Source organism: Stutzerimonas chloritidismutans (assembly GCF_038562055.1).
GTDB lineage: Bacteria > Pseudomonadota > Gammaproteobacteria > Pseudomonadales > Pseudomonadaceae > Stutzerimonas > Stutzerimonas chloritidismutans_A.
Window position 1 is genome coordinate 83,384 of record NZ_JBCFXD010000014.1, and the last position, 23,962, is coordinate 107,345.

Here is a 23,962-nt window from a genome sequence, read left to right on the forward strand (position 1 = left end):
GGCGAAAAGCGCGGGCCAACTCAGTAGAATCCGCACACTTTTTGTCGGTATACAGAGCCACCGCACCATGACCCACCCTCGCACCGAACTGCTGTCGCCCGCCGGCACCCTGAAATCCATGCGCTACGCCTTTGCCTACGGCGCCGACGCGGTCTATGCCGGGCAGCCGCGCTACAGCCTGCGCGTGCGCAACAACGAGTTCGATCACGCCAATCTGCGCCAGGGTATCGATGAAGCGCACGCCCAAGGCAAGCAGTTCTACGTGGTGGTCAACATCGCGCCACACAACGCCAAGCTGCGCACCTTCATCAAGGACCTGGAGCCGGTGGTGGCGATGGGCCCGGATGCGCTGATCATGTCCGATCCCGGCCTGATCATGCTGGTTCGCCAGCATTTCCCCGAGATGACGATCCACCTTTCGGTCCAGGCCAACGCGGTGAACTGGGCCAGCGTCGAGTTCTGGCGCCAGCAGGGGCTGACCCGCGCGATCCTTTCCCGCGAGTTGTCGCTGGAGGAAATCGGCGAGATCCGTGAAAAGGTGCCGGGCATGGAACTGGAGGTCTTCGTCCACGGTGCGCTGTGCATGGCCTACTCAGGGCGCTGTCTGCTCTCGGGCTACATCAACAAGCGCGACCCCAATCAGGGTTCCTGTACCAACGCCTGCCGCTGGGAATACAGGGCTCACGAGGGCAAGGAAGACGAGCTGGGCAACATCGTCCAGCAGTACCAGCCGATACCGGTGCAGCAGCTTGGGTCAGGCGACACCCAGCCAACCCTGGGTGCCGGCGCGCCGACCGATCAGGTATTTCTGCTGGAGGACAGCAGCCGTCCCGGCGAAATGATGGAAGCCTTCGAGGACGAGCACGGCACCTACATCATGAACTCCAAGGACCTGCGCGCCGTGCAGCATGTCGAGCGGCTTGTGCAGATGGGCGTGCACTCGCTGAAGATCGAAGGCCGGACCAAATCGCACTACTACGTGGCGCGCACCGCACAGGTCTACCGCAAGGCCATTGACGACGCGGTCGCTGGCAGGCCTTTCGACAAGTCGCTGATGGACACCCTGGAATCCCTGGCTCACCGCGGCTATACCGAGGGCTTTCTGCGTCGTCACGTGCATGACGAATACCAGAACTACGAGCGTGGCTTCTCGCTGTCGGACCGTCAGCAGTTTGTCGGGGAACTGACCGGGGAGCGCCGCAACGGGCTGGCCGAGGTGATCGTCAAGAACCGTTTCGCCGTTGGCGACCGCCTGGAGCTGATGACACCTCAGGGCAACCTGAACTTCCGCCTGGACGCGCTGGAGAACAAGCGCGGCGAACGCACCGAAATAGCGCCCGGTGACGGGCATGTGCTCTACCTGCCGGTCCCGGATACGGTGGATCTGCGGTATGCACTGGTGATGCGGCAGCTGGACGGCGGCACCACCCGCGGCTAGCCGCCAGCACGGCGCTGGCTCAGGACCCGCTCCGCCGCGTGGCGGGTTCTGCCGCGACAGCCGTAGGGCGGGCTTCAGCCCTCCAGCAGTTGGTCTGGCGCAGAGCAAGCGGTGGGCTGAAGCCCACCCTACAGGCAGCAAAAGCCCAGCCCGCACCATTAAACCAAGAGTTTGACGAACTCCTCAGGCGGCACTGGCCGGCTGATCAGGTAACCCTGCATCTCGTCACAGCCGTGAGCCTTGAGGAAATCCGCCTGTGCCTGGGTTTCGACACCCTCGGCGACAACCTTCAGCTCCAGGCTGTGGACCATGGCGATGATGGCCCGGACGATGGCCGAATCCTCGCCGACCTGATCCAGTTCGCAAATGAATGAACGGTCGATCTTCACGTAGTCCACCGGGAAGCGCTTGAGGTAGCTCAGCGAGGAATAGCCGGTACCGAAGTCGTCGATGGCCAGTTTCACGCCCAGCGCGCGCAACTGGCGGCTGATGTTGATGGCATTGTCGATGTCATCGAGCAGCTGGCTTTCAGTCAGTTCCAGCTCGAGCCGGTCGGCAGGAAGCCCGGTCTCCTCCAGCACCTGGCGCACCAGGCTGACGAAATTGCCCTGGCGCAACTGCTTGACCGACAGGTTCACCGAAACCCTAATCGCGGCCAGCCCGTCGAGTTGCCATTGACGCGCCTGTCGGCAGGCCTCGCGCAGCACGAACTCGCCGAGCGGGATGATCAGCCCGGTTTCCTCGGCCAGTGGAATGAAAAAGCCCGGTGCAATCAGGCCTTTCTGCGGATGCCGCCAGCGCACCAGCGCTTCGGCCGCATCCAGGCTGTCTTCCTTCACGCTCAACCGCGGTTGATAGAAGACTTCCAGCTGGCCTTCCTCGACGGCGCGACGCAGCTGGTTTTCCAGCTTGAGATTTTCCAGGCTCGACACCTGCAAGCGCTCGGTGAAGAACTGCAAGGTGTTGCCGCCCAGATGTTTGGCATGCTGCATGGCCATGTTTGCCTGCAACAGCAGCGAGGTCGCCTCCCGTGAGTTGTCAGGCATGAGGCTGACACCAATGGACGCACTGATGACCAGCTCCTGATCGTCGATCTGAATGGGTTTGCTGATGCGCGACAGCAGACGGCTACCGCTGTGCGCCAGGGTGGCCAGGCTGCCGTACCCTTCGAGCACCACCACAAACTCATCACCGGACAAACGGGCAATGGTGTCGGCGTCCGACAGGGTGTGGGACAGACGGCGCGAGACCTCACGCAACAGCTGATCAGCCGCTTCGTGCCCCAGGCTTTCGTTCAGCGTCTTGAAACGATCAAGATCGATATAGAGCACCGCCAGCCCACGGTTACTGCCGCGACTACGCTCACAGGCGCTGTGTAGACGCTCCTTGAGCAAGCTGCGATTGGCCAGCCCGGTCAGCTCGTCGAAGTGGGTCAGGTACCGCAGACGCTCCTCGACCTGGCGCCTGACGCTGAGATCGGAAACGAACGCGACCACGTTGGTAATATTGCCGTGCCGGTCGCGAACCACGCGCATCTGCGCCCATTGCGGATAGACCTCGCCGTTCTTGCGGGTCTCGATCAGCTCGCCTTGCCAGCTGCCGTGTTGCGCCAGGCTTTCGCGAATCGCCGCATATTGCTGGCGGCTGTCCTCGGAGCTGGCCAACAGGGCGACGCTTCTGCCGATCAGTTCGGCTCGGCTGAAACCGGACAGCTCGCAGCAGGCCTGATTAACCGCCAGCAGATTGAACTCGGGGTCCATGATCGCCATGCCCTCGCCCGCCGCCTCGAACACCGTCGCAGCCAGCCGCAATTGCTCGGCCTGACGATGGCTCTCGCTGATGTCTCGCCGGGTTCCGATCATGCGCAAGGCCCGCCCGTTGGCGTCGCGCTCGGTGACGCGCCCACGGTCTTCGATCCATACGGAACTACCGTCGCTCAGCATCGCCCGGTATTGCACGGCATAGCTGTCGGTCTTGCCCTTCAAGTGATCGATCATGTCCTGCCGGACACGCGGGCCATCTTCCGGATGCACCTCAGGACGCTGCTGGTCGACCAGCAACAGTCGGTCACTCAGGCCTACACCAAAAACTACGTCCATTCTCGAATGAAGGACCTCGCCATTGACCATGTCCCAATCCCACATGCCCAGCGAGCTGGCTTCCAGCGCCAAGCTCAGGCGTGCCTCGCTTTCATGCAGCGCGGCAGTGCGCTCGATCACGCGCCGCTCGAGCCCATCGAAAGCCTCCCTTAGCTGGCCCTCGGCATGACGGCGTTGCTCGATTTCCCGACCCAGCTCGCCGTTCAGTTCGATGGCTTGGCCGCGCATGCTTTCCAGCCGCCAGATCAGTAGCTGGTTGTGCAGACTTTGGGCCAGGCTGGCCGTGACCACTCGGTTCATTTGCCAGGCAATCATGCTCAGCGTGAGCAACACGATCGCCGCCAGCACACCCCATCCCTGCAGTTGGGGCTCACCGCTGCCCAGCAGCACAACCGCTGCGGGAAGCAGCCCTGGGATGGCAAACGCACCGAACGCCCGGAGCGACACGCCGCAGGCCACGCACCCGGCAAAGAACACCGAGGCAAGCGAGCCGAGCAGTATCGTCTGCTGCAAAAACGGCCCGTCGAGCGCCAGCTCGATGATGGCGTAGTCCAGCGTCACCGCACTGGCGACACTGGCTAGCAGAAAGGTCCTATACCAGCGAGGTTGCTGCTGTTCCGCCGCGCTGGCTTTGGCAAAACGGCGCGTCTGCTGCAGCCGCAGCACCGCCAGCGCAAAGGTCACTCCCGACCAGATCGCCAATTGCAGCTTAGGGCCTTCAGTCCAGAGCACGGCGGGAAACACCAGGCTGGTGATGATCATCAGCAGCAGCGCGAGTCGTGAGCCCTCATAGAGCAGCCGCGTGCGCTCGGCCCGCTGGTCGCTCTCTGCAAGATTGAAAGCGGCGTGGTCCTCCATGGCCATTGACGCCGACGGATTAGCTTGTGCGGAATCGATCATCGGGTTGTTCTTGTAATGGATGTCTGGAGCATTAAGCGTGCCTTGAGGTACGCCCCGATAATGGCACGATGCTAGCGCTCGGTCATCGTCTGTCCGACCAAAGACCATATTGACGATACGCAGGTATGGATCAGCTGGATACTTACAGGCTCCGTAACCCAAGGCCCGCCCGTCGCCTGGTGCCTGCCTCGCCTTCAACAGACCAGTCCACCCTCTGCCGTTGGCCCTCTAGCACCCCATCCGTTGCACGAGCGAGTCAGTCGAATTTCCGGCTAGAATGGCGCCCATGCATGACGATCTCTCTCTTCTCCTGAACTCCCTCAACGATGCCCAGCGCCAGGCCGTGGCCGCGCCGCTGGGTCGTCAATTGGTCCTCGCCGGTGCCGGCTCGGGCAAGACCCGCGTGCTGGTGCACCGTATCGCCTGGCTGCACCAGGTCGAGCGCGCATCTTTGCACTCGATTCTTTCAGTAACCTTTACCAACAAAGCCGCCGCCGAGATGCGCCAGCGCATCGAGCAGCTGATGAAGGTCAACCCGCAAGGCATGTGGGTCGGCACGTTCCACGGCTTGGCCCACCGCCTGCTGCGCGCGCACTGGCAGGAAGCCAAGCTGGCGCAGAACTTCCAGATCCTCGACTCCGACGATCAGCAACGGCTGGTCAAGCGGGTGATCCGCGAACTCGGCCTCGACGAGCAACGCTGGCCGGCGCGTCAGGCGCAATGGTGGATCAACGGGCAGAAAGACGAAGGCTTGCGGCCCAAAAACATCCAGCCCAGCGGCGACCTGTTCCTGGCGACCATGTTGAGCATCTACCAGGCCTACGAAGAAGCCTGTGCCCGCGCCGGGGTCATCGACTTTTCCGAGCTATTGCTGCGCGCGCTGGACCTCTGGCGCGACAACCCCGGCCTGCTGGATCACTACCAGCGCCGCTTCCGGCACATCCTGGTGGACGAGTTCCAGGACACCAACGCCGTGCAGTATGCCTGGCTGCGCCTGCTGGCCAAGGGCGGCGAAAGCCTGATGGTGGTGGGTGACGACGACCAGTCGATCTACGGCTGGCGCGGCGCACGGGTGGAAAACCTGCACCAGTTCAGCGAAGACTTCCAAGACGCGGTAACCATCCGGTTGGAACAGAACTACCGCTCCACCGCCTGCATCCTCAAGGCCGCCAACGCGCTGATCGCCAACAATCAGGGCCGTCTCGGCAAGGAACTGTGGACCGAAGGCTGCGAAGGCGAGCCGATCAGCCTCTACGCCGCCTTCAACGAACACGACGAAGCGCGCTATGTCGTAGAGAGCATCGAGAAAGCCATCCGCGACGGTATGAGCCGCAGCGAGATCGCCATTCTCTACCGTTCCAATGCCCAGTCCCGAGTACTTGAAGAAGCCCTGCTGCGCGAACGCATCCCCTACCGGATCTACGGCGGCCAGCGCTTCTTCGAGCGCGCCGAGATCAAGAACGCCATGGCCTACCTGCGCCTGATTCAGGCGCGGGACAACGACGCGGCGCTGGAGCGGGTGATCAATGTGCCGGCACGTGGCATCGGCGAAAAAACCGTCGAAGCCCTGCGCCAGCTGGCCCGCCAGCAGGAAACCTCGATGTGGGCCGCGCTGCACCAGGCGGTCGGCACCAAGGTGGTATCAGGCCGTGCCGCCAGCGCACTGAACGGCTTCGTCGAGTTGATCGACATGCTGGCCCTGAAGGTCGAAGGCATGCAGCTGCACAACATGGCGCAGCTGGTCATCGAACAGTCCGGCCTGCTCGCCTACCACCGTGACGAGAAAGGCGAGAAAGCCCAGGCACGCGTGGAAAACCTTGAGGAACTGGTCTCCGCCGCTCGCGCCTTCGACAACTACAGCGAAGACCAGGAAGACGAGCAGACTCCGCTCGCCGCCTTCCTCGATCACGCCTCGCTGGAGGCCGGCGAACAGCAGGCCGGCGACCACGAAGACAGCGTGCAGCTGATGACCCTGCACAGCGCCAAGGGCCTGGAGTTTCCGTTGGTGTTCCTGGTCGGCATGGAAGAAGGCCTGTTCCCGCACAAGATGAGCCTGGAAGAGCCCGGCCGCTTGGAAGAGGAACGCCGCCTGGCCTATGTCGGTATCACCCGCGCCATGCAGCAGCTGATCGTCACCTACGCTGAGACTCGCCGGCTGTATGGCAGCGAGACCTACAACAAGATCTCGCGCTTCATTCGCGAACTGCCTCCGGCGCTGATCAGCGAGGTGCGCCTGAGCAATACCGTCAGCCGCAGCTTCAACACCCGCGGCATGAGTGGCGGCTCACTGTTTGACGGCGCCAATGTACCGGATACCCCATTCAACCTTGGTCAGCGTGTACGCCACTCGCTATTCGGCGAGGGCACCATCCTCAACTTCGAAGGCTCCGGTGCTCAGGCGCGCGTGCAGGTGAATTTCGAAGATGAAGGAAGCAAGTGGTTGATGCTCAGTTATGCCAAACTGGAAGCGCTATGACGTTTACGTCAACCTGTATCGATACTAACAAAATTCGCCAAAGGAAATAGCCATTCATGAAACGCCGTCACTTGTTTGGTGCCGCCGCTGCCCTGCTTGCCTCCCTCAGCCTTGCAGGCTGCAACGACGAAAAGAAAGTCGAACCCACCGCCGAGCCCAAGCCTGCCGCCAGCGAAGCGCCCGAAACTTATAACTGGAAGATGGTCACCGCCTGGCCGAAGAACTACCCCGGCCTGGGCACTGCCGCCCAGCGTCTGGCCGATCGGGTCGAGGCCATGAGCGATGGCCGCCTGACCATCAAGGTCTACGCCGCCGGTGAGCTGGTCCCCGCCCTGGAAGTGTTCGACGCCGTCTCCCGTGGCACCGCCGAACTCGGTCATGGCGCAGCGTATTACTGGAAGGGCAAGGTGCCGACGGCGCAGTTCTTCACCTCGGTCCCGTTCGGCCTGTCGACCAGCGAAATGAACGCCTGGCTGACCCGCGGCGGCGGTCAGGAGTTCTGGGACGAAGCCTACGCCCCCTACGGTGTGAAGCCGATGGTAGTCGGCAATACCGGCATGCAGATGGGCGGCTGGTTCAACAAGGAAATCAATTCACTGCAGGACCTGCAGGGCCTGAAGATTCGTACTCCCGGCCTGGGCGGCGAAGTGCTGACCCGTCTAGGCGCGACCACAGTCAACATGCCCGGCGGCGAAGTGTTCACCGCCCTGCAGACCGGCGCCATCGACGCCACCGACTGGGTCAGCCCGTACAACGACCTGGCCTTTGGTCTGCACAAGGCAGCCAAGTACTACTACTACCCTGGCTGGCAGGAGCCCCAGGCCGTGCTCGAACTGTTGGTCAACCAGAAGGCCCTCGACAGCCTGCCGGACGACCTGCGCGCCATCCTCACCGAGGCCGCCGGCGCCGCCAGCCGCGACATGATCGACGACTACGTCTACAACAACGCCATGGCGCTCGACCAGCTCAAGCAACAAGGTGCGCAACTCAAGCGCTTCCCTGACGAGGTGTTGAACGCCATGCGCGAGCAGTCCGACGTTGTCCTCGGTGAACTGGCCGCACAAAGCGAGCTGAACGGCCGTATCTGGGCGTCGATGAAAGCGTTCCAGGCGCAGGTCAAGCCGATGCAAGAGATCTCCGAGAAAGAGCTGTATAACTGGCGCTAAGTCAGATGAGCCGCTGCGCTTGCCTGACCATCTAAGCGCAGCGGAGCAAAAGCCCGAAACACTCTGCAACTGGCGCGCCCGCATTGGGGCGTGCACCATCCGCTTCGTATCTTCGTCCAATCCAGGAATACCAAATGCAACGTGTGCTCAGCATTTTCATGGCGCTGTGTATCGGCCTGACCCTCAGCCTCGACGTTCATGCCAAACGCTTCGGCGGTGGCAAGAGCTTCGGCTCGGCGCCTAGCCATCAAACCCGCCAGGCGCCGCAACAGACTCAAGCCGCGCCGAACCAGGCAGGTCGCCAGACGCCCGCCGCCGCCAGTGGCGCGTCGCGCTGGCTAGGCCCGCTGGCCGGTCTCGCCGCCGGTGGCCTGCTCGCCTCCATGTTCATGGGTGACGGCTTTGAAGGCATCCAGTTCATGGACATCCTGATCTTCGGCGGCATCGCCTTCCTGCTGTTCCGCTTCCTCGCCGCGCGTCGTCGCCAGCAGCAACCGGCCATGGCCGGACACGCGAACGCACCGATGCAGCGTGAAATGCCTGCACAGCAATCGATTTTCGGCGGCAGCAGCGCCGCTCGCCCGACTGCTGCCCCAGTGATCAACGCCCCAGCCTGGTTCAACGAGCAGAACTTCGTGGCGGCCGCGCGCGAACACTTTCTCTCGCTGCAGCAGCATTGGGACGCCAACGAGATGGACAAGATCAGCGAGTTCGTCACGCCGCAGCTGTTCGAATTCCTCAAGCGTGAACGTGCCGAGATCGGCGATGCCTACCAGTCCACCTATATCGATGACCTGCAGATTCAGCTCGACGGCGTCGATGACCAGGCCGACAAGACCGTCGCGACCCTGACCTTCGTTGGGATGTCGAAGAACTCACGCTTCGATCAAGGCGAGCCGTTTAGCGAAAGCTGGCGTATGGAGCGCGCGCAGGGCGAAAACCAGCCGTGGCTGGTGGCAGGCATCCGCCAGAACGCCTGAACCTCTGCCTGAGACGACTCCACTCTGTTCGGACTCGTTCGAATAAGCCCCGCCACCTGGCGGGGCTTTTTTTTGTCTGCGCATCGCCCTTGGTTCCCGAGCGCACGACTGAGCCGCGCCGTAGCGTTGAACGGGCCCGACCAGCCCCTCGACCGCACCATCAATGGCCGAATACATCCGCCACACGGCAGCGACTAGCACGCCCGACCGCAACACCGCTAATGGCTATAACCTGCCCCCATCGTGGCGAACCCCAGCTGAACCCTGCTCGCAAATCGGCGTCTATGCTGTTCGCACAACAGCATTAGTCGAGAGGTCCTGCGTGTCAGGCAGCATCGAAACAAGGAATGGCGCACCCGCTGCGCTCGTTCAGGGCGACCTGCCAGCCGCGCGCCAACCCACGATGACCAGCGTTCGCCTGCCTTCTATCGACAAGCTATTGCGCGCACCCGTCTGCGCCCCGCTGCAGCAGCGTTATGGCCGCAACGTTCTGCTCGACACGCTGCGCGACCTGCTCGACGAGCTGCGTGAGCCGGCCCGCCACGGTCAGCTGGCCGAGCTGGAACTGTCCGAAGCGGTACTCGCTGGTCGCGCCGGTGAACGGCTCGCCAACCAACACCGCAGCCGCGTGCGCCGCGTGTTCAATCTGACCGGCACTGTGCTGCACACCAATCTGGGCCGCGCCCTGTTGCCGGATGAGGCCATCGAGGCGGTCACCTTGGCGGCGCGCTATCCACTGAACCTCGAATTCGACCTGGCCACCGGCAAGCGCGGCGACCGCGATGACCTCATCGAAGGGCTGATTCGCGAGCTGACCGGCGCCGAGGCCGTCACCGTGGTCAACAACAATGCCGCTGCCGTACTGCTGGCGCTTAACAGCCTTGGCGCGCGTAAGGAAGGCATCATTTCCCGCGGTGAGCTGATCGAGATCGGCGGCGCTTTCCGCATCCCCGACATCATGGCCCGCGCTGGTGTGAAACTGCATGAGGTGGGCACCACCAACCGCACCCACGCCAAGGATTATGAAGCCGCGATCAACCCGCGCAGCGGCCTGTTGATGCGCGTACACACCAGCAATTACAGCGTGCAGGGGTTTACCGCCAGCGTCGGCACTGCCGAACTGGCACAGATTGCCCGTGCACACGAGCTGCCATTGCTCGAAGACCTCGGCAGCGGCAGCCTGGTCGACCTCTCGCGCTGGGGCCTGCCCAGGGAACCCACCGTGCAGGAGGCCCTGCGCGACGGTGCTGACATCGTCACCTTCAGCGGCGACAAGCTGCTTGGCGGTCCGCAATCAGGACTGATCGTCGGCAACCGCGAGCTGATTCAGAAGATCAAGAAAAACCCGCTCAAGCGCGCCCTGCGTGTCGACAAGCTGACCCTGACTGCGCTGGAAGCGGTGCTCAGCCTCTATCGCAACCCCGACCGCTTGGCCGAACGACTCACCAGCCTGCGCCTGCTCAGCCGGCCGCAACCGGATATCCGCATCCAGGCCGAACGCCTGGGACCTGCGCTGGCCGGCGCCCTGGGCGAGCCCTGGCAGGTCGCAGTCGAAGACGCACTCGGCATGATCGGCAGCGGTGCACAACCGGTGGCACGTCTGCCCAGCGCAGCCTTGTGCATTCGCCCACAGCAGCCCCGGCGCCTGCGCGGCCGCAGCCTGCGCTTGCTGGAAGAGGCGCTGCGCGAGTTACCGATCCCGATCCTGGGCCGGGTCGCTGACGATGCGCTCTGGCTCGACCTGCGTCAGCTGGACGATGAGCCGGCCTTTCTCGCTCAGCTGCCGCACCTCCAGCAGGCGCTGGCATCATGATCATCGGCACCGCGGGGCACATCGACCACGGCAAGACCGCCCTGCTCCAGGCGTTGACCGGGCAGGCGGGCGACCGCCGTCAGGAAGAACGCTTGCGCGGCATCACCATTGACCTCGGCTACCTTTACGCCTCGCTGGGCGAACAAGAGCTGACCGGCTTCATCGACGTACCTGGTCATGAGCGCTTCGTGCACAACATGCTCGCCGGCGCCTGCGGCATCGACTGCGTGCTGCTGGTGGTCGCCGCGGATGACGGCGTCATGCCACAGACCCGCGAGCACCTGGCCATCCTCGAGCTGCTGGGGATTCGCCGGGCGCTGGTGGCGCTGACCAAGATCGATCGGGTTGCCCCCTCCCGTATCGCTGAAGTCGAGCGGCAGGTCGCAGTGCTAATGGAACCTGGGCCGCTGTCCGGAGCGCCGATTGTTCCAGTGTCCAGCGTATCCGGCGAAGGCATTGACGCACTTCGCGCGCACTTGCTCGAACAGGCGTCCGAGGTGAAGGCGCGCGGCGAAGACGGGCATTTCCGCCTGTCCATAGACCGCGCATTCAGCGTAACCGGCGCCGGCGTGGTCGTCACCGGTACCGCCATCGCGGGCCGAACCCAAGTGGGTGACGAGCTCAGCCTGGGACCATCAGGTCGCAAGGTCCGCGTCCGCGGACTGCACGCGCAAAACCAGACGGCCCAGCAAGCGCAGGCAGGCCAACGCGTCGCCCTCAACCTCAGCGGCGAACGGCTTTCAGTGGCTGACATCAGTCGCGGCGATTGGCTGGTGCCCTCCCAACTCCAAGGCGGCACCCAGCGTATCGATATCGAATTCACCCTGTTAACCAGCGAAGCCCGCGAATTGCGCCACTGGACCCCGGTGCACATTCACCTGGGCGCTCAGGATGTCACCGGCCGCATCGCCTTGCTTGAAGGCGAATGCCTGGCGCCCGGTGGCCAAGTGCACGCTCAACTGCTGCTCAATGCGCCTGCGCACGCCGTGCATGGCGACCGCGTAATCCTGCGAGACCAATCCGCCCAGCGCACCCTCGGCGGCGGCCGCGTACTTGACCCGTTCGCGCCGCCCCGTAACCGTCATCGTCAGGCACGCCTGGCGGTGCTGCGTGCGCTCGCCGGGGAAACGCTGGAAGATGTATTGCCAGGCCTGCTGCCCAGCGCTCTCAACGGCCTCGATCCCGCCTTGCTGGAACGCCAGTTCAACCGACCCCGTAAAACCTGGCGGCTCCCAGACGAAGCGCTGGAAATCAACACGCGGATTGGCCCCAGAATGTTCGAACGCGACACCTGGGACTACCTCGGCAACAGCCTTGTGGCCGCCCTGCAGCGCTTTCATGACACCCAGCCGGACGAACTCGGCCCGGATCGCGATCGCCTGCGCCGGTACGCTCTGCCATTGCTGGAGCGCCCCATCTTCATCGCCCTGCTTGAACAAGCGCTGGCCGATGGACAGGTCGAAGCCAGTGGCCCCTGGCTGCACCTGCCTGGCCACCAGGTACAGCTCACCCACGAGGAAGAAGCGCTCAAAGCCCGGCTCTGGCCCCTGCTTGCCGCCAGCCGCTTCAATCCGCCCTGGGTGCGCGACATCGCCCAGGAACTGGACGTCGAGGAAGAACAGGTCCGCTTGCTGCTACGCAAGCTTGCACGCCTGGGCGCCCTGCAACAGGTAGTGAAAGACCTCTTCTATCCCGAGCAAACCATTCGCCTGCTGGCCAGCCAGGTGCTGGAGATGGAACGTCAGACCGGCGTCATCCGCGCCGCAGCCTTCCGCGACCAGATCCAGCTCGGCCGCAAACGCAGCATCCAGTTGCTCGAACACTTCGACCGCATCGGCTTCACTCGCCGCTTCGGTAACGAGCGCAAGGTGCGACGAGACAGCGCCTTGGCCTCAGAAGGTGAGGTCAGGTAGGCTGTCGCACGTTTTATGACCAGCAGGTCAACGTCACCTTGGAAGGCAATCGCACCCGGTGGTGCGGCCGGGCTTCAAACCCGGTTGGGGGCGGCAGCCGTCCCTGGGTGGGTTCGACTCCCACTGCCTTCCGCCATTCTCAACTTCCCAATTCACCGCCTCACCAGTACTGCTCCAGGTCCGGGCAGCCGAATCGTTTTTTCTAGCGCATCGAAACAGCTGGATATTTCCAATAGTTCCTATAGGCCAAAGCAATCTACCGATGGAGCGCGAATGGGTAAATCCTGGGCTAGGATTTCGTCACGCAAACAAAGGAGATCAAGCATGCTGGCGACATTGCTTCCGATTTTGCAGGAACTGGACCTTCCGCTGCGCCTCCGCTTGTGGGACGGGAAGGAAATGGATTTGGGGCCCGCTCCATGCGTGACGCTCGAGATCAAGGACCCCAACTTGATCCCCCAGCTCGCCCATCCCAGCCTAGATCTGCTGGGTGGTGCCTATGTGGAAGGCCTGCTCGATCTGCATGGGCCGCTGGAAGAAATCATCCGGATCGGCGATGAAATCACCCGCGCATTGGGTGATGGCCAGTCGGCGCTACCGATACGGGAAGCGCATGACAAGGCCACCGACGCGGAGGCCATTTCTTACCATTACGACCTGTCCAACGCGTTTTATCAGCTCTGGCTGGACCGTGACATGGTCTATTCCTGCGCCTATTTCGAGACCGGCAATGAAGAGCTCGACGGGGCGCAACAGGCCAAGCTGCGCCATCTGTGCCGCAAACTGCGGCTCAAGCCCGGCGACCGGCTATTGGATGTCGGCTGCGGTTGGGGTGGGCTGGCGCGTTTTGCGGCGCGGGAATATGGCACCGAGGTGGTCGGCATCACGCTCAGTCGTGAGCAGTTGAAGCTGGGGCGCGAGCGGGTCGCCGCCGAAGGGCTTGAGCACCAGGTGCGGCTGGAGTTGATGGATTACCGTGATCTGCCCACGGACGGCCAGTTTGACAAGGTAGTCAGCGTCGGGATGTTCGAGCATGTCGGCCACGCCAACCTGCCGTTGTACTGCCGCCAGCTGGCGGCGCTGGTGCGCCCAGGCGGGCTGGTGATGAATCACGGCATCACGTCACGGTATATCGATGGCAGGCCGGTCAGCCACGGCGCGGGTAAGTTCATCGACCACTATGTGTTTCCGCACGGCGAGCTGCCGCACCTCACCGCCATTGGTTCATGCATCAGCGAGTCGGGGCTGGAGATCGTCGATGTGGAAAGCCTGCGTTTGCACTATGCGCGCACGCTGCAGCTGTGGAGCGAACGTTTGGAGTCGCGGCTGGAGGAAGCGCAGCAGATGATCCCGGAGCGGGCGTTGCGCATCTGGCGGGTTTATCTGGCCGGCTGCGCCTATGGCTTCCGCCGCAACTGGATCAACCTGCACCAGATCCTCGCCAGCAAGCCTCTGCCCGACGGTTCCCACGAGCTGCCCTGGACACGCGCGGACCTCTATCAGTAGCACGGCAGCCTGGCGCTGATGCGCCAGGCTGGCACGGGCTCAGCGCAACAGCAGGAGCGGCGTGGTGGTCGAGCGGATCATGCTGGTGGTGGTGCTGCCGACAAGGAACTGGCGAATCCGCGAATGCCCGTAAGCGCCCATCACCAGCAGGCCGATGTCGTGCTCGGCCTGGTAGGCATGCAGGGTGGGTTCGACTTCGCCGCCACGAATCGCGATGTGCACCTCGAAGCCTGCGGCCGTCAGCGCATCGCGGGCCGCATCGAGCAGCGCGCGGTTGTCACTGGTGTCCTCGCTGACCATCACCAGATGGATCGGTATGCCCTCGAAGAGCGGGCTTGAGGCCAGCATTTCCACACCTTTGCGGGAAGTGGCGCTGCCATCGAATGCCAGCATGACGCTGTTCGGCACGGTGAAGCGGGCCGGGGTGACCAGGATCGGCCGGTGCAGGGTGCGGATCACGCTTTCCAACTGGCTACCAATGAGCTGCAGGTCGGTGCCGCTGTCCTCACCTTGTTTGCCGATTACCAGCAGGCGCGTGTCGGGCTCCAGTTCGCGCAGGCTTTCCACCAGGTCGCCGTGACGCTGGCGGACCTCCGGTTGCATGACCCCGGCAGTCACGACGCGCTGCTTGGCTGAGTCGAGCATCATCCGGCCTTCTTCAAGGGCTAGCTTGCTGCGCTTCTCGTCCAGCGCGGCAAGTTCTTCGAGCAGGTACTCGCGGCTACCCAGGCCGATGATGCCACTGAGGTTGCCCGCTGCCGGGTACTGCTGCTGATCGAGGACATGCAGCAGGGTCAGAGGTGCATCCAGTTGCAGGCTGGCCCAGGCGGCGCAATCGCAGACCGCCGCCGCCTGTGGGGAACCGTCGATGCAGGCCAATACGTTGTTCATTGTTGTGCTCCTGGTCAGTGGCTCATCAGATCGTCGATGGCTTCGGGTTTGTCGTGCACACCGAAGCGGTCGACGATGGTTGCGCTGGCTTCGTTCAACCCCAGCACCTCGACCGCGGTACCTTCACGGCGCAGCTTGACGACAACCTTGTCGAGCGCCGCAACGGCGGTGATGTCCCAGAAATGCGCATGGGTGAGATCGATGATGACGTGAGGGAGTGCTTCCTTGAAGTCGAAAGCGGTGGTGAATTTATCAGAGGAACTAAAGAACACCTGGCCGACCACGCGGTAGGTGCGCCGGTTGCCTTCGGCGTCCAGCTCCGAATTGATGTGCAGGTAATGCCCAACCTTGTTGGCGAAGAACAGCGCCGCCAGCAGAACACCGGCCAGCACGCCGAACGCCAGGTTGTGGGTGAAGACCACCACCACCACGGTCACCACCATCACGATGTTGGTCGACAGCGGGTAGCGCTTGAGATTACGCAGCGAATCCCAGCTGAAAGTGCCGATGGACACCATGATCATCACCGCGACCAGCGCCGCCATGGGGATCTGGCCGACCCAGTCACTGAGGAACACCACCATCAGTAGCAACACGGCGCCAGCAATCAGCGTCGACAAGCGCGTGCGGCCACCGGATTTCACGTTGATGACCGATTGGCCGATCATCGCGCAACCCGCCATTCCGCCGAACAGGCCGGACACGATGTTGGCGACACCCTGGCCCTTGCACTCGCGGTTCTTGTCACTGCCGGTATCGGTCAGGTCATCGACGATGGTCGCCGTCATCAACGATTCCAGCAGCCCCACCACAGCCAGCGCCGCGGAGTAAGGGAAGATAATCGCCAGGGTCTCGAAATTCAGCGGCACTTCCGGCCAGAGAAAGACGGGCAGCGTGTCGGGCAGCTCGCCCATGTCAGCCACGGTGCGAATATCCAGCCCCAGATAGATTGCTACAGCAGTGAGCGAGAGGATGCACACCAGCGGCGACGGGATCACCCGGCCGATCTTCGGCACATAGGGGAACAGATAGATGATGCCAAGACCGGCGGCCGTCATCGCATAGACATGCCAGGTGACGCCCGTCAGTTCGGGTAGCTGGGCCATGAAGATCAGGATCGCCAGGGCGTTGACGAACCCGGTGACCACCGAGCGCGAGACGAAGCGCATCAGCGAGCCGAGGCGCAGGTAGCCGGCGCCAATCTGCAATGCGCCACAGAGCAGGGTCGCCGCCAGCAGATATTGCAGACCGTGTTCGCGCACCAGCGTCACCATCAGCAGCGCCATGGCGCCCGTGGCGGCGGAAATCATGCCTGGCCGCCCCCCGACGAAGGCGATCACCACGGCGATACAAAAAGACGCGTAGAGGCCGACGCGCGGGTCGACGCCGGCGATGATCGAGAAGGCAATGGCCTCTGGAATCAGCGCCAGGGCGACGACAAGACCGGCGAGCACGTCGCCGCGAATGTTGCAGAACCAGTTTTGTTTGAGCGAATGAAGCATGGTGATTTCCGGAGCAAAGGCATCACCGGCAGACCGGAGGCGGCACGCGGTTGATACAAGGCTAGTTTCTGAATTTGAACAGGGTGCAACTGCAAGCGTGAAAGGCGATGTGCAGGCTGTCTCGACCGCCGCATGGCAAGGAGGTCGCGCTGGGGTGACGACAGGCGCTAAGGCGCAGTAGGCAGCCGTATCATGCGACGGGACGGACTCGGTGAAGGGCCAAGATCGCTCGAAGCCGCCTGAAACAGGCCGCGAATCATAGCGCAGCAAGCCTGCTGGCGCGACCCGACGGGGCCGTCCAGGCGCCGCCGGCTGTCATCCCAGAGGGGGTCAAAGCCGCCGATTGTGGCGGCGCAGACCGCCGTCAAGCCTACCGCCAGAAGTCGTCCAGGTTGTTGAAGCCCCACTGCGCCGGATCTTCGCGACCGACGATGCGGTCGTTGGCGTTGCGACGCGAAAGGTCCAGGTCAAGCTGCTGAATTGGCGTTTTGGCTTTGGCCGAGAAGAACACCCGCACCAGCGGTTCGGTGAGCTTATCGGGGTTCTGATCAATCACCACGCCAAGCCGGCCCGACTCCAGACGCACCAAGGAACCGAGTGGATAGATGCCCACCGAGCGCACGAAAGCGTGAAACACCTGTGTATCGAAGTGCCCGGTCCATTGCGCCATGCGGGCCAGCGATTCGGCTGGGTTCCAGGCCTTCTTGTAGGGTCGGTTGGAGGTGATGGCGTCATACACATCGCACACCGCGCCCATTCGCGCGAAGAGGCTGATGTTCTCGCCAGCCAGCCGGAACGGGTAGCCGCTGCCATCGAACTTCTCGTGGTGATGCAGGCAGACGTCCAGCGCCGAGGCAGGCAGTGACCCAGCCGCAAGCAGCAATGCATGCCCTCGCTCGGGATGGCTGCGCATGATGGCGAACTCGGCATCGGTGAGCGCGCCAGGCTTGTTCAGCACGTCGGTGGGCATGACCATCTTGCCGACATCGTGGAGCAGCCCGGCCAGCCCGGCCTCGCTCACAGCGTCCTCGTCGAGACCCAGCTGCCGGGCCAGGGATACCATCAAGGCGCAGACGGCGACCGAATGCAGGTAGGTGTATTCATCCTTGTCCTTGAGCCTTGCCAGGCCGATCAGTGCCGAGCTGTTGCGCGCCAAGGAATCGCTGATGTCCGCGACCAGTGGCAGACAGCCCTCGACATTGATGGCATTACCCAATCGCGCCTCGTTGAACAACTCCGTGATCGCTTTCTTCGAGCGACTCAGTATGCGAGCCGCGCGCTGCAGTTCATCACGCGCACTGCATCGCGCAACGGCTGGAACGACCGGGGGTTCAGCCAGAGGAGCCGAAGCAGGTCTCGACGACAGCACAACCGCTTGGTCAGCCACGTCGACGCCCTTGCTAATGTTGATCCAGACCCCTGTCAGCCCGCTCTGGCGAAGCCGTTCCACGTCTTCCGGGTCATCGAGGATGAACTTGTTTTTCCAGAAGGGATGCGACAGCCAGCTGCCTTCGAAAGCATGAAGATACATGCCTAAACGGACTGCATCGGCAGGGATTTTCTTCAGCATGGGCACCTCGAGTCGACAAAGGTTGGTCGAGCTGATCTTGTTTTATCCTGGCGTCCCTGCTGGCCGGCCCGCTATTTCGGCAGGCAATGGCATTAAAATGCCACTCCGTCACGCCTGTACATTAGCCGATGGATGTACAGACCTTGGAATCCGACATGCGGCCTGTTTTACCATGCGATTCCGCTATCGCGAGCCGACCATGATTGCCCTGCCCAGCCGCTACCGCGTCGCCCTCATCGTCTCGCTGATTTTGGCTGGTTTACTCCTGAGCATGTACTGGGCCGGTCGTATCGCCGAGCAGCGCGCCTGGAGCGAGCGCAGCCAGGAGGCCGCCGGCCAGCTCGAACTCTACGCCCAGGCGATTCATATCCAGGTGCAGCGCTTCCGTTCGGTTCCGGCGCTGCTGGCGCTCGACAGCGATATCCAGACATTGCTGAACAACCCCGGCGATCAGGCCCTGCGCGAGCAGCTCAACCATCGGTTGGAAGAGCAGAACCAGGCTGCCGGCTCCTCGGTGCTTTACCTGCTCGACCGTCATGGCGAAACCCTGGCCGCCAGCAACTGGCGCGACTGGAGCAGTTTCGTCGGCAACAACTACGCCTTCCGACCCTATTTCAGCGATGCGGTGGCGAACGACTCGGGCCGATACTTCGCGGTCGGCGTCACCACAGGCATCCCCGGCTATTTCCTCTCCAGTTCGGTCAAGAATGCCGAGGGCGAGGTGATCGGCGTGCTGGTGGTCAAGCTCGAACTCGAAGACATGCAACGCGAATGGGCCGGGCAGTCCGGCATCCTGCTGATCTCCGACTCACTGGATATCGTCATCCTGACCAACCGCCCGGCCTGGCGCTTCCGCTACCTGCGCCCGCTGAGCGCGGCGGTGCGCGACCGCCTCGTCGCGGTCCGCCGCTACGCCGAGCAGAACCTGCAGCCGCTGGCCAGCCAGAGCCTGCAGCGGATCACCGACAACAGCGAGCGGCGCCTGGTCGACGGCCCCGATGGCCGCCGCGACTACCTCTGGCAACGCCTGGCGCTGCCAGAGGAAGACTGGACCTTGCACCTGTTGCAGGAGCCGCAACTGGTAGCCGCCAACGTCCGCAGCTACCGCCTGGCCGCGGCGGGCGTCTGGATGACGCTCGCGTTCCTGCTGCTGTACCTGGCCCAACGGCGCAAGACCCTGCGCGTGGAGCGCCGCAGCCGCAATGAACTGGAGCGTCTGGTAGAAGAGCGCACCCGCGAGCTGAACACCGCGCAGGATGAACTGGTGCATGCCGCGCGGATGGCCGCGCTGGGGCAGATGTCTGCCGCCCTCGCCCACGAGATCAACCAGCCCCTGACTGCCCTGCGCATGCAGCTGGCCAGCCAGCGGCTGCTGCTCGACAGTGGCCGCACCGACGCCGTGCGCGACGGCATCGGCCAGGTCGAAGGCCTGCTTGAGCGCATGGCAGCGCTGACCAGCCACCTGAAAACCTTCGCCCGCAAAAGCCCGGCGGGTCTGCGCCAGCGTTTGAGCCTGGCCGAGGTGCTGGAACAGGCGCTGCAGCTGCTCGGCCCTCGGATTCGCAGCGAAGGTGTCGAGGTGAGCTGTCAGGTGCCGCCGCAGGCCTGGGTCAGTGGCGACGCAATCCGCCTGGAGCAAGTACTGATCAACCTGCTGACCAATGCGCTGGACGCCATGTGGAGCGCCAAGACCAAAGCGCTGCGCATCATGGCCCAGCCCTTGGGCGACAGCTGGACGCTGAGCGTTGCCGACAGCGGTGGCGGCATCGCCGAGGAACATCTGGATCAGGTGTTCGAGCCTTTTTTCACCACCAAGGCGGTAGGCCAGGGCCTCGGTCTCGGCCTTGCGGTCTCCTACGGCATCGTGCGCGACCTTGGTGGCAACCTTAGCGTGCACAACGATGCGCAGGGCGCCGTGTTCGAGCTACAGATGCCAGCGGCCGAATCGCACGGCGCCGAGTAGACTGGCCACTCGCAAGAGGAGTGACAGATGAGCGGTCAGGTGATTTTCATCGATGACGAAGCGGCGATCCGCCAGGCAGTGCAGCAGTGGCTGGAGCTGTCCGGCTTCAGCGTGCGGACCTGCGCCCGCGCCCACGACGCGCTGGCCATCGTCGACCGGGGCTTTCCCGGCGTACTGATCAGCGACGTGCGCATGCCTGATCTGGACGGCCTCGGCCTGCTGGAACAGCTGGTGGCGCTGGACCCGGAGCTTCCGGTGATCATGGTAACCGGCCACGGCGATGTCCCGATGGCAGTGCAAGCGCTGCGTCAGGGCGCCTACGATTTCATCGAAAAGCCCTTCACCCCCGAACGCCTGCTCGACAGCGTGCGCCGCGCCCAGGACAAACGCCGACTGGTCTGCGAGAACCGTCAGCTGCGCGAACAGTTCACCCGCAAGGGTCGCATCGAGTCGATGCTGCTTGGCGTTTCACGGACAATGGAGAACCTTCGCCGCCAGGTGCTGGAACTGGCCGGCACGGACGTCAACGTCTTGATACGCGGCGACACCGGCAGCGGCAAGGAACAGGTCGCGCGCTGCCTGCATGACTTCAGCCCGCGTGCGCGCCACCCCTTCGTCGCGCTCAATTGCGCGGCGATTCCGGAAACCATCTTCGAAAGCGAACTGTTCGGCCACGAAAGTGGTGCGTTCACAGGCGCCCAGGGCAAACGCATCGGCCGTATCGAACATGCTCACGGTGGCACCCTGTTTCTCGACGAGATCGAAAGCATGCCGCTGGCCCAGCAGGTCAAGCTGCTGCGCGTGTTGCAGGAAAAAACACTGGAGCGGCTGGGCTCCAACCGCAGTATCGAGGTCGACCTGCGGGTGATCAGCGCCGCCAAACCGGACCTGCTCGAAGAAGTTCGCGGCGGGCGCTTCCGTGAGGACCTGCTGTACCGTCTGAACGTCGCCGAACTGCACATACCGCCGCTGCGTGATCGTCGCGAGGACATCCCGCTGTTGTTCGACCACTTCGCCACCCAGGCCGCGCAACGCCATGGCCGCGATCCGCTGCCGGCCAGCCCGGCCGAACTGGGGCAGCTGCTCAGCCACGACTGGCCGGGAAACGTCCGCGAGCTGATCAACGCTGCCGAACGCCACGCCCTGGGCCTGACCCCGCCGCCAGCGGCCAGCGTTTCCGTCGCAGGGACCGGCGGCGCGTCGCTCGCCGAACAGATGGAAGCCTTCGAAGCGCAATGCCTACACAGCGCCCTGCAGCAGCACAAGGGCAACATCGCCGAGGTGATGAATCAGCTGCAGCTGCCGCGCCGCACCCTCAATGAAAAAATGCAGCGTCACGGCCTCAGCCGCAGCGACTACCTGCCCGCCGGTAGCAGCGACAGCTAAGCCAAATGCGCGCCCCGCTTGGCACCGAGCACGCCGAGCGGGGATACGCGGTCACGGCCGCACGGCAGAGCCCGGCGTCAGCCCAGTTCATCCAACCGCCGTTGCAGGAAGCGCCTTTCCGGCTCGAGCTGCGCCAGGGCCAACGCCGCTCGATAGGCATCGCGCGCCTCGTCCAGGCGGCCCAACTGTCGGCAGAAGTCGGCGCGTGCCGCGTGCAACAGGTGATAGTCGTGCAGAGCGCCTCGGGCCTGGAGGTCATCCAGCTCCGCCAGGCCCGCCGCTGGGCCGTCGCGCATGGCCAGCGCGACGGCCCGGTTGAGCTCGATGGTTGGGGACGGGCGGATACCGAGCAAGGCATCGTAGAGCCCGACGATCTGCGACCAGTCGGTCTGCTCGGCCGTAGGCGCTTCGGCGTGCACGGCGATGATCGCCGCCTGCAGCGCATAGGGGCCCAGCTGGCGCGCAACCAGCGCTCGGCGTACCAGCGCCAGGCCTTCGGCGATGGTGATGCGGTCCCACAGGCCCCGGTCCTGGTCTTCCAGTCGCACGAGATCACCGACCGCATCGACGCGCGCCATGCGGCGCGCGTCGTGCAACAGCATCAAGGCGAGCAGCCCCGCCACCTCCGGGTCTGGCAGCAGCTCGAGTAACAGCCGCCCCAAACGGATCGCTTCAACACAGAGATCGGCGCGGGTCAGCGCGTCGCCACTGGTGGCGCAATAGCCCTCACTGAAAACCAAATAGATCACTCGCAGCACGCTGTCCAGCCGCTCAGGCAGCTCGTCCCGTTCGGGTACGTGATAAGGCAGCTGCGCCTCGCGAATGCGGGCCTTGGCCCTGACGATGCGCTGGGCGACGGTCGCGGGCGCTACAAGAAACGCGCGCGCGATCTCCTCGGTGGTCAGGTCGCAGACTTCACGCAGGGTCAGCGCCACGCGTCCATCGGGCGGCAGGGCCGGGTGGCAGCAGGTGAAGATCAGCCGCAGACGGTCGTCCTCCATCTCATCGACCTCCACTGCCTGCGCCGCGTCCTCCAGCTGTTCGGCCAGCAGCCGCAAGGAGGCATCGAAGCGCGCCCGGCGGCGCAGGGCATCTATGGCCTTGAAGCGGCCGGCGGAAACCAGCCAGGCGCGCGGATTGTCCGGAACGCCATCGTGTGGCCACTGCTGCAAGGCCGCGGCGAAGGCATCGTGCAGGGCCTCTTCGGCGCGATCGAAATCGCCCAGCAGGCGGATCAGCGTGGCCAACACGCGCCGCGATTCGCTGCGATAGACCGCCTCGACCCGCGCCGCCGTGAAATGTCCGGTCAGCGGCATGCTCAGCGCTGCGGCAGCTGGCGCAACGGCCGGACCTCGACGCAGCCAATACTGGCCGGCGGGATCTTCGCCGCGATGGCCTCGGCCTCCTGCTGGTCCGCCGCCTCGATCAGGTAGAAGCCCGCCAGCTGCTCGCGGGTTTCGGCGAACGGGCCGTCGACCACCGAGGTGACGCCGTCACGCACGCGTACCGTGCGCGCGGTTCGCACCGACTGCAGCGGCTCGCCGGCGAGCATGTGGCCGCTGGCGCGCAGCTCCTCGGCACAGCTCAGGCAACGCGCGACCAGCGCATGCCACTGCTCGTCGGTCATCGCATCCACACGCTGTTCGTCGTAATAGATCAGGCACAGGTAGTTCATGGCGGGGCTCCGTCTGCCGGCAACGCAGCAAAGCTAGCAGCCATTGAGCGACCTCGCCCGATCGCGCGACAAAGACCGCAGACCAGCGTCAACCGGTCTGTTGCTGCGACGGTGCCTGATCCATGCACACCTGGCCGGTCTGCATGTCGAAGGGCATCGAGAAATGCTCGTGGATCACTTTCCACTCACCATCGCGCCGCGCCCAGACCCGAGTGCCACGCATCCAGGCCGTTTGCATTTCGCCTTCGGCATTGGGGCCGCCACAGTGGATAAGCATGCGGCTACAGGCCAGCTCGCCGCCGACATACACATGCAGCTCGTGAGTCTCGAAGAAACCTTCGCCCTGGCAGAACTCGAAGCAGCGCTGCCAGTGCGCGCGGTACGCGTCGATGCCCTTGAATTGCAGTGCGCCGACCGCATCGAAGGCGACTACGTCGTCGGCGTATTGCGCCATGATCCGGTCGAGAGCCTTGGCCTTGGTGGCCTGTTCGAATTCATCGTGCAGCTGGCGAATAGCGCTCTGGTCGTGGCTGTTCATGTCCGTCTCCTCTGATCGGTTGAACGGGGGTTCACCGGCTAGTCGTCCGGCAACTTCCAGAATCGACAGACCCAATCAGTTTTTTCTACGCAGGCGCGTCGCGCATGCCAGACGGCCTGCGTCGGAGTCGCGGCAGCATGCCGCGA

At 63.8% G+C, this 23,962-nt stretch carries 16 protein-coding genes and 1 tRNA gene; 10 read left to right on the plus strand and 7 right to left on the minus strand.

Going from position 1 to position 23,962, the window contains the following annotated elements; translation table 11 throughout:
- Positions 1–67: 67 nt before the first annotated feature.
- The gene (yegQ, locus tag AAGW23_RS18490; RefSeq protein WP_342407775.1) at positions 68–1,438 is read left to right on the plus strand and encodes a tRNA 5-hydroxyuridine modification protein YegQ; all 1,371 of its coding nucleotides are present in this window, start codon (positions 68–70) and stop codon (positions 1,436–1,438) included.
- Positions 1,439–1,596: 158 nt separating this feature from the next.
- On the opposite strand, the gene AAGW23_RS18495 is transcribed toward yegQ, so the two are convergent.
- Positions 1,597–4,437, minus strand: coding sequence for an EAL domain-containing protein (locus AAGW23_RS18495; RefSeq protein ID WP_425540838.1), 2,841 nt, complete (start codon positions 4,435–4,437; stop codon positions 1,597–1,599).
- Between the two features lie 286 nt (positions 4,438–4,723).
- Here AAGW23_RS18495 and uvrD point away from each other — a divergent pair, with 286 nt between their 5' ends.
- The 7 genes from uvrD to cfaB all read left to right on the plus strand — a co-directional run bounded on the left by uvrD (position 4,724) and on the right by cfaB (position 14,291).
- Complete coding sequence (gene uvrD, locus AAGW23_RS18500) at positions 4,724–6,913, plus strand: DNA helicase II (RefSeq protein ID WP_342407776.1); 2,190 nt, start codon at positions 4,724–4,726, stop codon at positions 6,911–6,913.
- 56 nt (positions 6,914–6,969) lie between these two features.
- Positions 6,970–8,079 (plus strand): TRAP transporter substrate-binding protein, encoded by a 1,110-nt coding sequence (locus tag AAGW23_RS18505; RefSeq protein WP_342407777.1) that lies wholly within the window; start codon positions 6,970–6,972, stop codon positions 8,077–8,079.
- Positions 8,080–8,213: 134 nt separating this feature from the next.
- Entirely contained in the window at positions 8,214–9,059 is an 846-nt protein-coding gene (locus AAGW23_RS18510) for a Tim44 domain-containing protein (protein WP_342407778.1), read from the plus strand.
- A gap of 403 nt (positions 9,060–9,462) precedes the next feature.
- Positions 9,463–10,872 carry an L-seryl-tRNA(Sec) selenium transferase gene (gene selA, locus AAGW23_RS18515; protein ID WP_342407791.1) on the plus strand — a complete coding sequence of 470 codons (1,410 nt, stop codon included), beginning with the start codon at positions 9,463–9,465 and terminating at the stop codon, positions 10,870–10,872.
- A complete protein-coding gene (selB, locus tag AAGW23_RS18520; protein WP_342407779.1) occupies positions 10,869–12,785 on the plus strand; it encodes a selenocysteine-specific translation elongation factor in 1,917 nt (638 codons plus the stop codon). Before selA ends, selB begins: the two co-directional genes overlap by 4 nt.
- A gap of 40 nt (positions 12,786–12,825) precedes the next feature.
- A tRNA-Sec gene (locus tag AAGW23_RS18525) sits at positions 12,826–12,921 on the plus strand.
- A 188-nt stretch (positions 12,922–13,109) separates the two neighbouring features.
- A complete protein-coding gene (cfaB, locus tag AAGW23_RS18530; protein WP_342407780.1) occupies positions 13,110–14,291 on the plus strand; it encodes a C17 cyclopropane fatty acid synthase CfaB in 1,182 nt (393 codons plus the stop codon).
- A 39-nt stretch (positions 14,292–14,330) separates the two neighbouring features.
- On the opposite strand, the gene AAGW23_RS18535 is transcribed toward cfaB, so the two are convergent.
- From AAGW23_RS18535 to AAGW23_RS18545, 3 genes are all read right to left on the minus strand, one after another.
- Positions 14,331–15,182 (minus strand): universal stress protein, encoded by an 852-nt coding sequence (locus tag AAGW23_RS18535; protein WP_342407781.1) that lies wholly within the window; start codon positions 15,180–15,182, stop codon positions 14,331–14,333.
- Positions 15,183–15,196: 14 nt separating this feature from the next.
- On the minus strand, positions 15,197–16,684 hold the full coding sequence (locus tag AAGW23_RS18540) for a SulP family inorganic anion transporter (RefSeq protein WP_342407782.1): 1,488 nt from the start codon (positions 16,682–16,684) through the stop codon (positions 15,197–15,199).
- A gap of 370 nt (positions 16,685–17,054) precedes the next feature.
- Entirely contained in the window at positions 17,055–18,254 is a 1,200-nt protein-coding gene (locus AAGW23_RS18545) for an HD-GYP domain-containing protein (RefSeq protein ID WP_342407783.1), read from the minus strand.
- Positions 18,255–18,453: 199 nt separating this feature from the next.
- Between AAGW23_RS18545 and AAGW23_RS18550 the strand changes: the two genes are divergently transcribed.
- Positions 18,454–20,217, plus strand: coding sequence for a sensor histidine kinase (locus AAGW23_RS18550; RefSeq protein WP_342407784.1), 1,764 nt, complete (start codon positions 18,454–18,456; stop codon positions 20,215–20,217).
- 27 nt (positions 20,218–20,244) lie between these two features.
- The gene (locus AAGW23_RS18555; protein ID WP_342407785.1) at positions 20,245–21,603 is read left to right on the plus strand and encodes a sigma-54 dependent transcriptional regulator; all 1,359 of its coding nucleotides are present in this window, start codon (positions 20,245–20,247) and stop codon (positions 21,601–21,603) included.
- A 77-nt stretch (positions 21,604–21,680) separates the two neighbouring features.
- On the opposite strand, the gene AAGW23_RS18560 is transcribed toward AAGW23_RS18555, so the two are convergent.
- The 3 genes from AAGW23_RS18560 to AAGW23_RS18570 all read right to left on the minus strand — a co-directional run bounded on the left by AAGW23_RS18560 (position 21,681) and on the right by AAGW23_RS18570 (position 23,816).
- Entirely contained in the window at positions 21,681–22,919 is a 1,239-nt protein-coding gene (locus AAGW23_RS18560; RefSeq protein ID WP_342407786.1) for an RNA polymerase sigma factor, read from the minus strand.
- Positions 22,920–22,921: 2 nt separating this feature from the next.
- A complete protein-coding gene (locus tag AAGW23_RS18565) occupies positions 22,922–23,278 on the minus strand; it encodes a YciI family protein (protein WP_342407787.1) in 357 nt (118 codons plus the stop codon).
- Between the two features lie 88 nt (positions 23,279–23,366).
- Entirely contained in the window at positions 23,367–23,816 is a 450-nt protein-coding gene (locus tag AAGW23_RS18570; RefSeq protein WP_342407788.1) for a YybH family protein, read from the minus strand.
- Positions 23,817–23,962 lie beyond the last annotated feature (146 nt).

Coding starts and splice junctions, on each gene's coding strand:
- AAGW23_RS18560 (WP_342407786.1), bottom strand. CDS start 22,919: ATGCCGCTGACCGGACATTTCACGGCGGCGCGGGTCGAGGCGGTCTAT.
- selA (WP_342407791.1), top strand. CDS start 9,463: ATGACCAGCGTTCGCCTGCCTTCTATCGACAAGCTATTGCGCGCACCC.
- AAGW23_RS18540 (WP_342407782.1), bottom strand. CDS start 16,684: ATGCTTCATTCGCTCAAACAAAACTGGTTCTGCAACATTCGCGGCGAC.
- yegQ (WP_342407775.1), top strand. CDS start 68: ATGACCCACCCTCGCACCGAACTGCTGTCGCCCGCCGGCACCCTGAAA.
- selB (WP_342407779.1), top strand. CDS start 10,869: ATGATCATCGGCACCGCGGGGCACATCGACCACGGCAAGACCGCCCTG.
- AAGW23_RS18565 (WP_342407787.1), bottom strand. CDS start 23,278: ATGAACTACCTGTGCCTGATCTATTACGACGAACAGCGTGTGGATGCG.
- AAGW23_RS18535 (WP_342407781.1), bottom strand. CDS start 15,182: ATGAACAACGTATTGGCCTGCATCGACGGTTCCCCACAGGCGGCGGCG.
- AAGW23_RS18550 (WP_342407784.1), top strand. CDS start 18,454: ATGATTGCCCTGCCCAGCCGCTACCGCGTCGCCCTCATCGTCTCGCTG.
- AAGW23_RS18545 (WP_342407783.1), bottom strand. CDS start 18,254: ATGCTGAAGAAAATCCCTGCCGATGCAGTCCGTTTAGGCATGTATCTT.
- AAGW23_RS18510 (WP_342407778.1), top strand. CDS start 8,214: ATGCAACGTGTGCTCAGCATTTTCATGGCGCTGTGTATCGGCCTGACC.
- AAGW23_RS18570 (WP_342407788.1), bottom strand. CDS start 23,816: ATGAACAGCCACGACCAGAGCGCTATTCGCCAGCTGCACGATGAATTC.
- uvrD (WP_342407776.1), top strand. CDS start 4,724: ATGCATGACGATCTCTCTCTTCTCCTGAACTCCCTCAACGATGCCCAG.
- AAGW23_RS18495 (WP_425540838.1), bottom strand. CDS start 4,437: ATGATCGATTCCGCACAAGCTAATCCGTCGGCGTCAATGGCCATGGAG.
- AAGW23_RS18505 (WP_342407777.1), top strand. CDS start 6,970: ATGAAACGCCGTCACTTGTTTGGTGCCGCCGCTGCCCTGCTTGCCTCC.
- cfaB (WP_342407780.1), top strand. CDS start 13,110: ATGCTGGCGACATTGCTTCCGATTTTGCAGGAACTGGACCTTCCGCTG.
- AAGW23_RS18555 (WP_342407785.1), top strand. CDS start 20,245: ATGAGCGGTCAGGTGATTTTCATCGATGACGAAGCGGCGATCCGCCAG.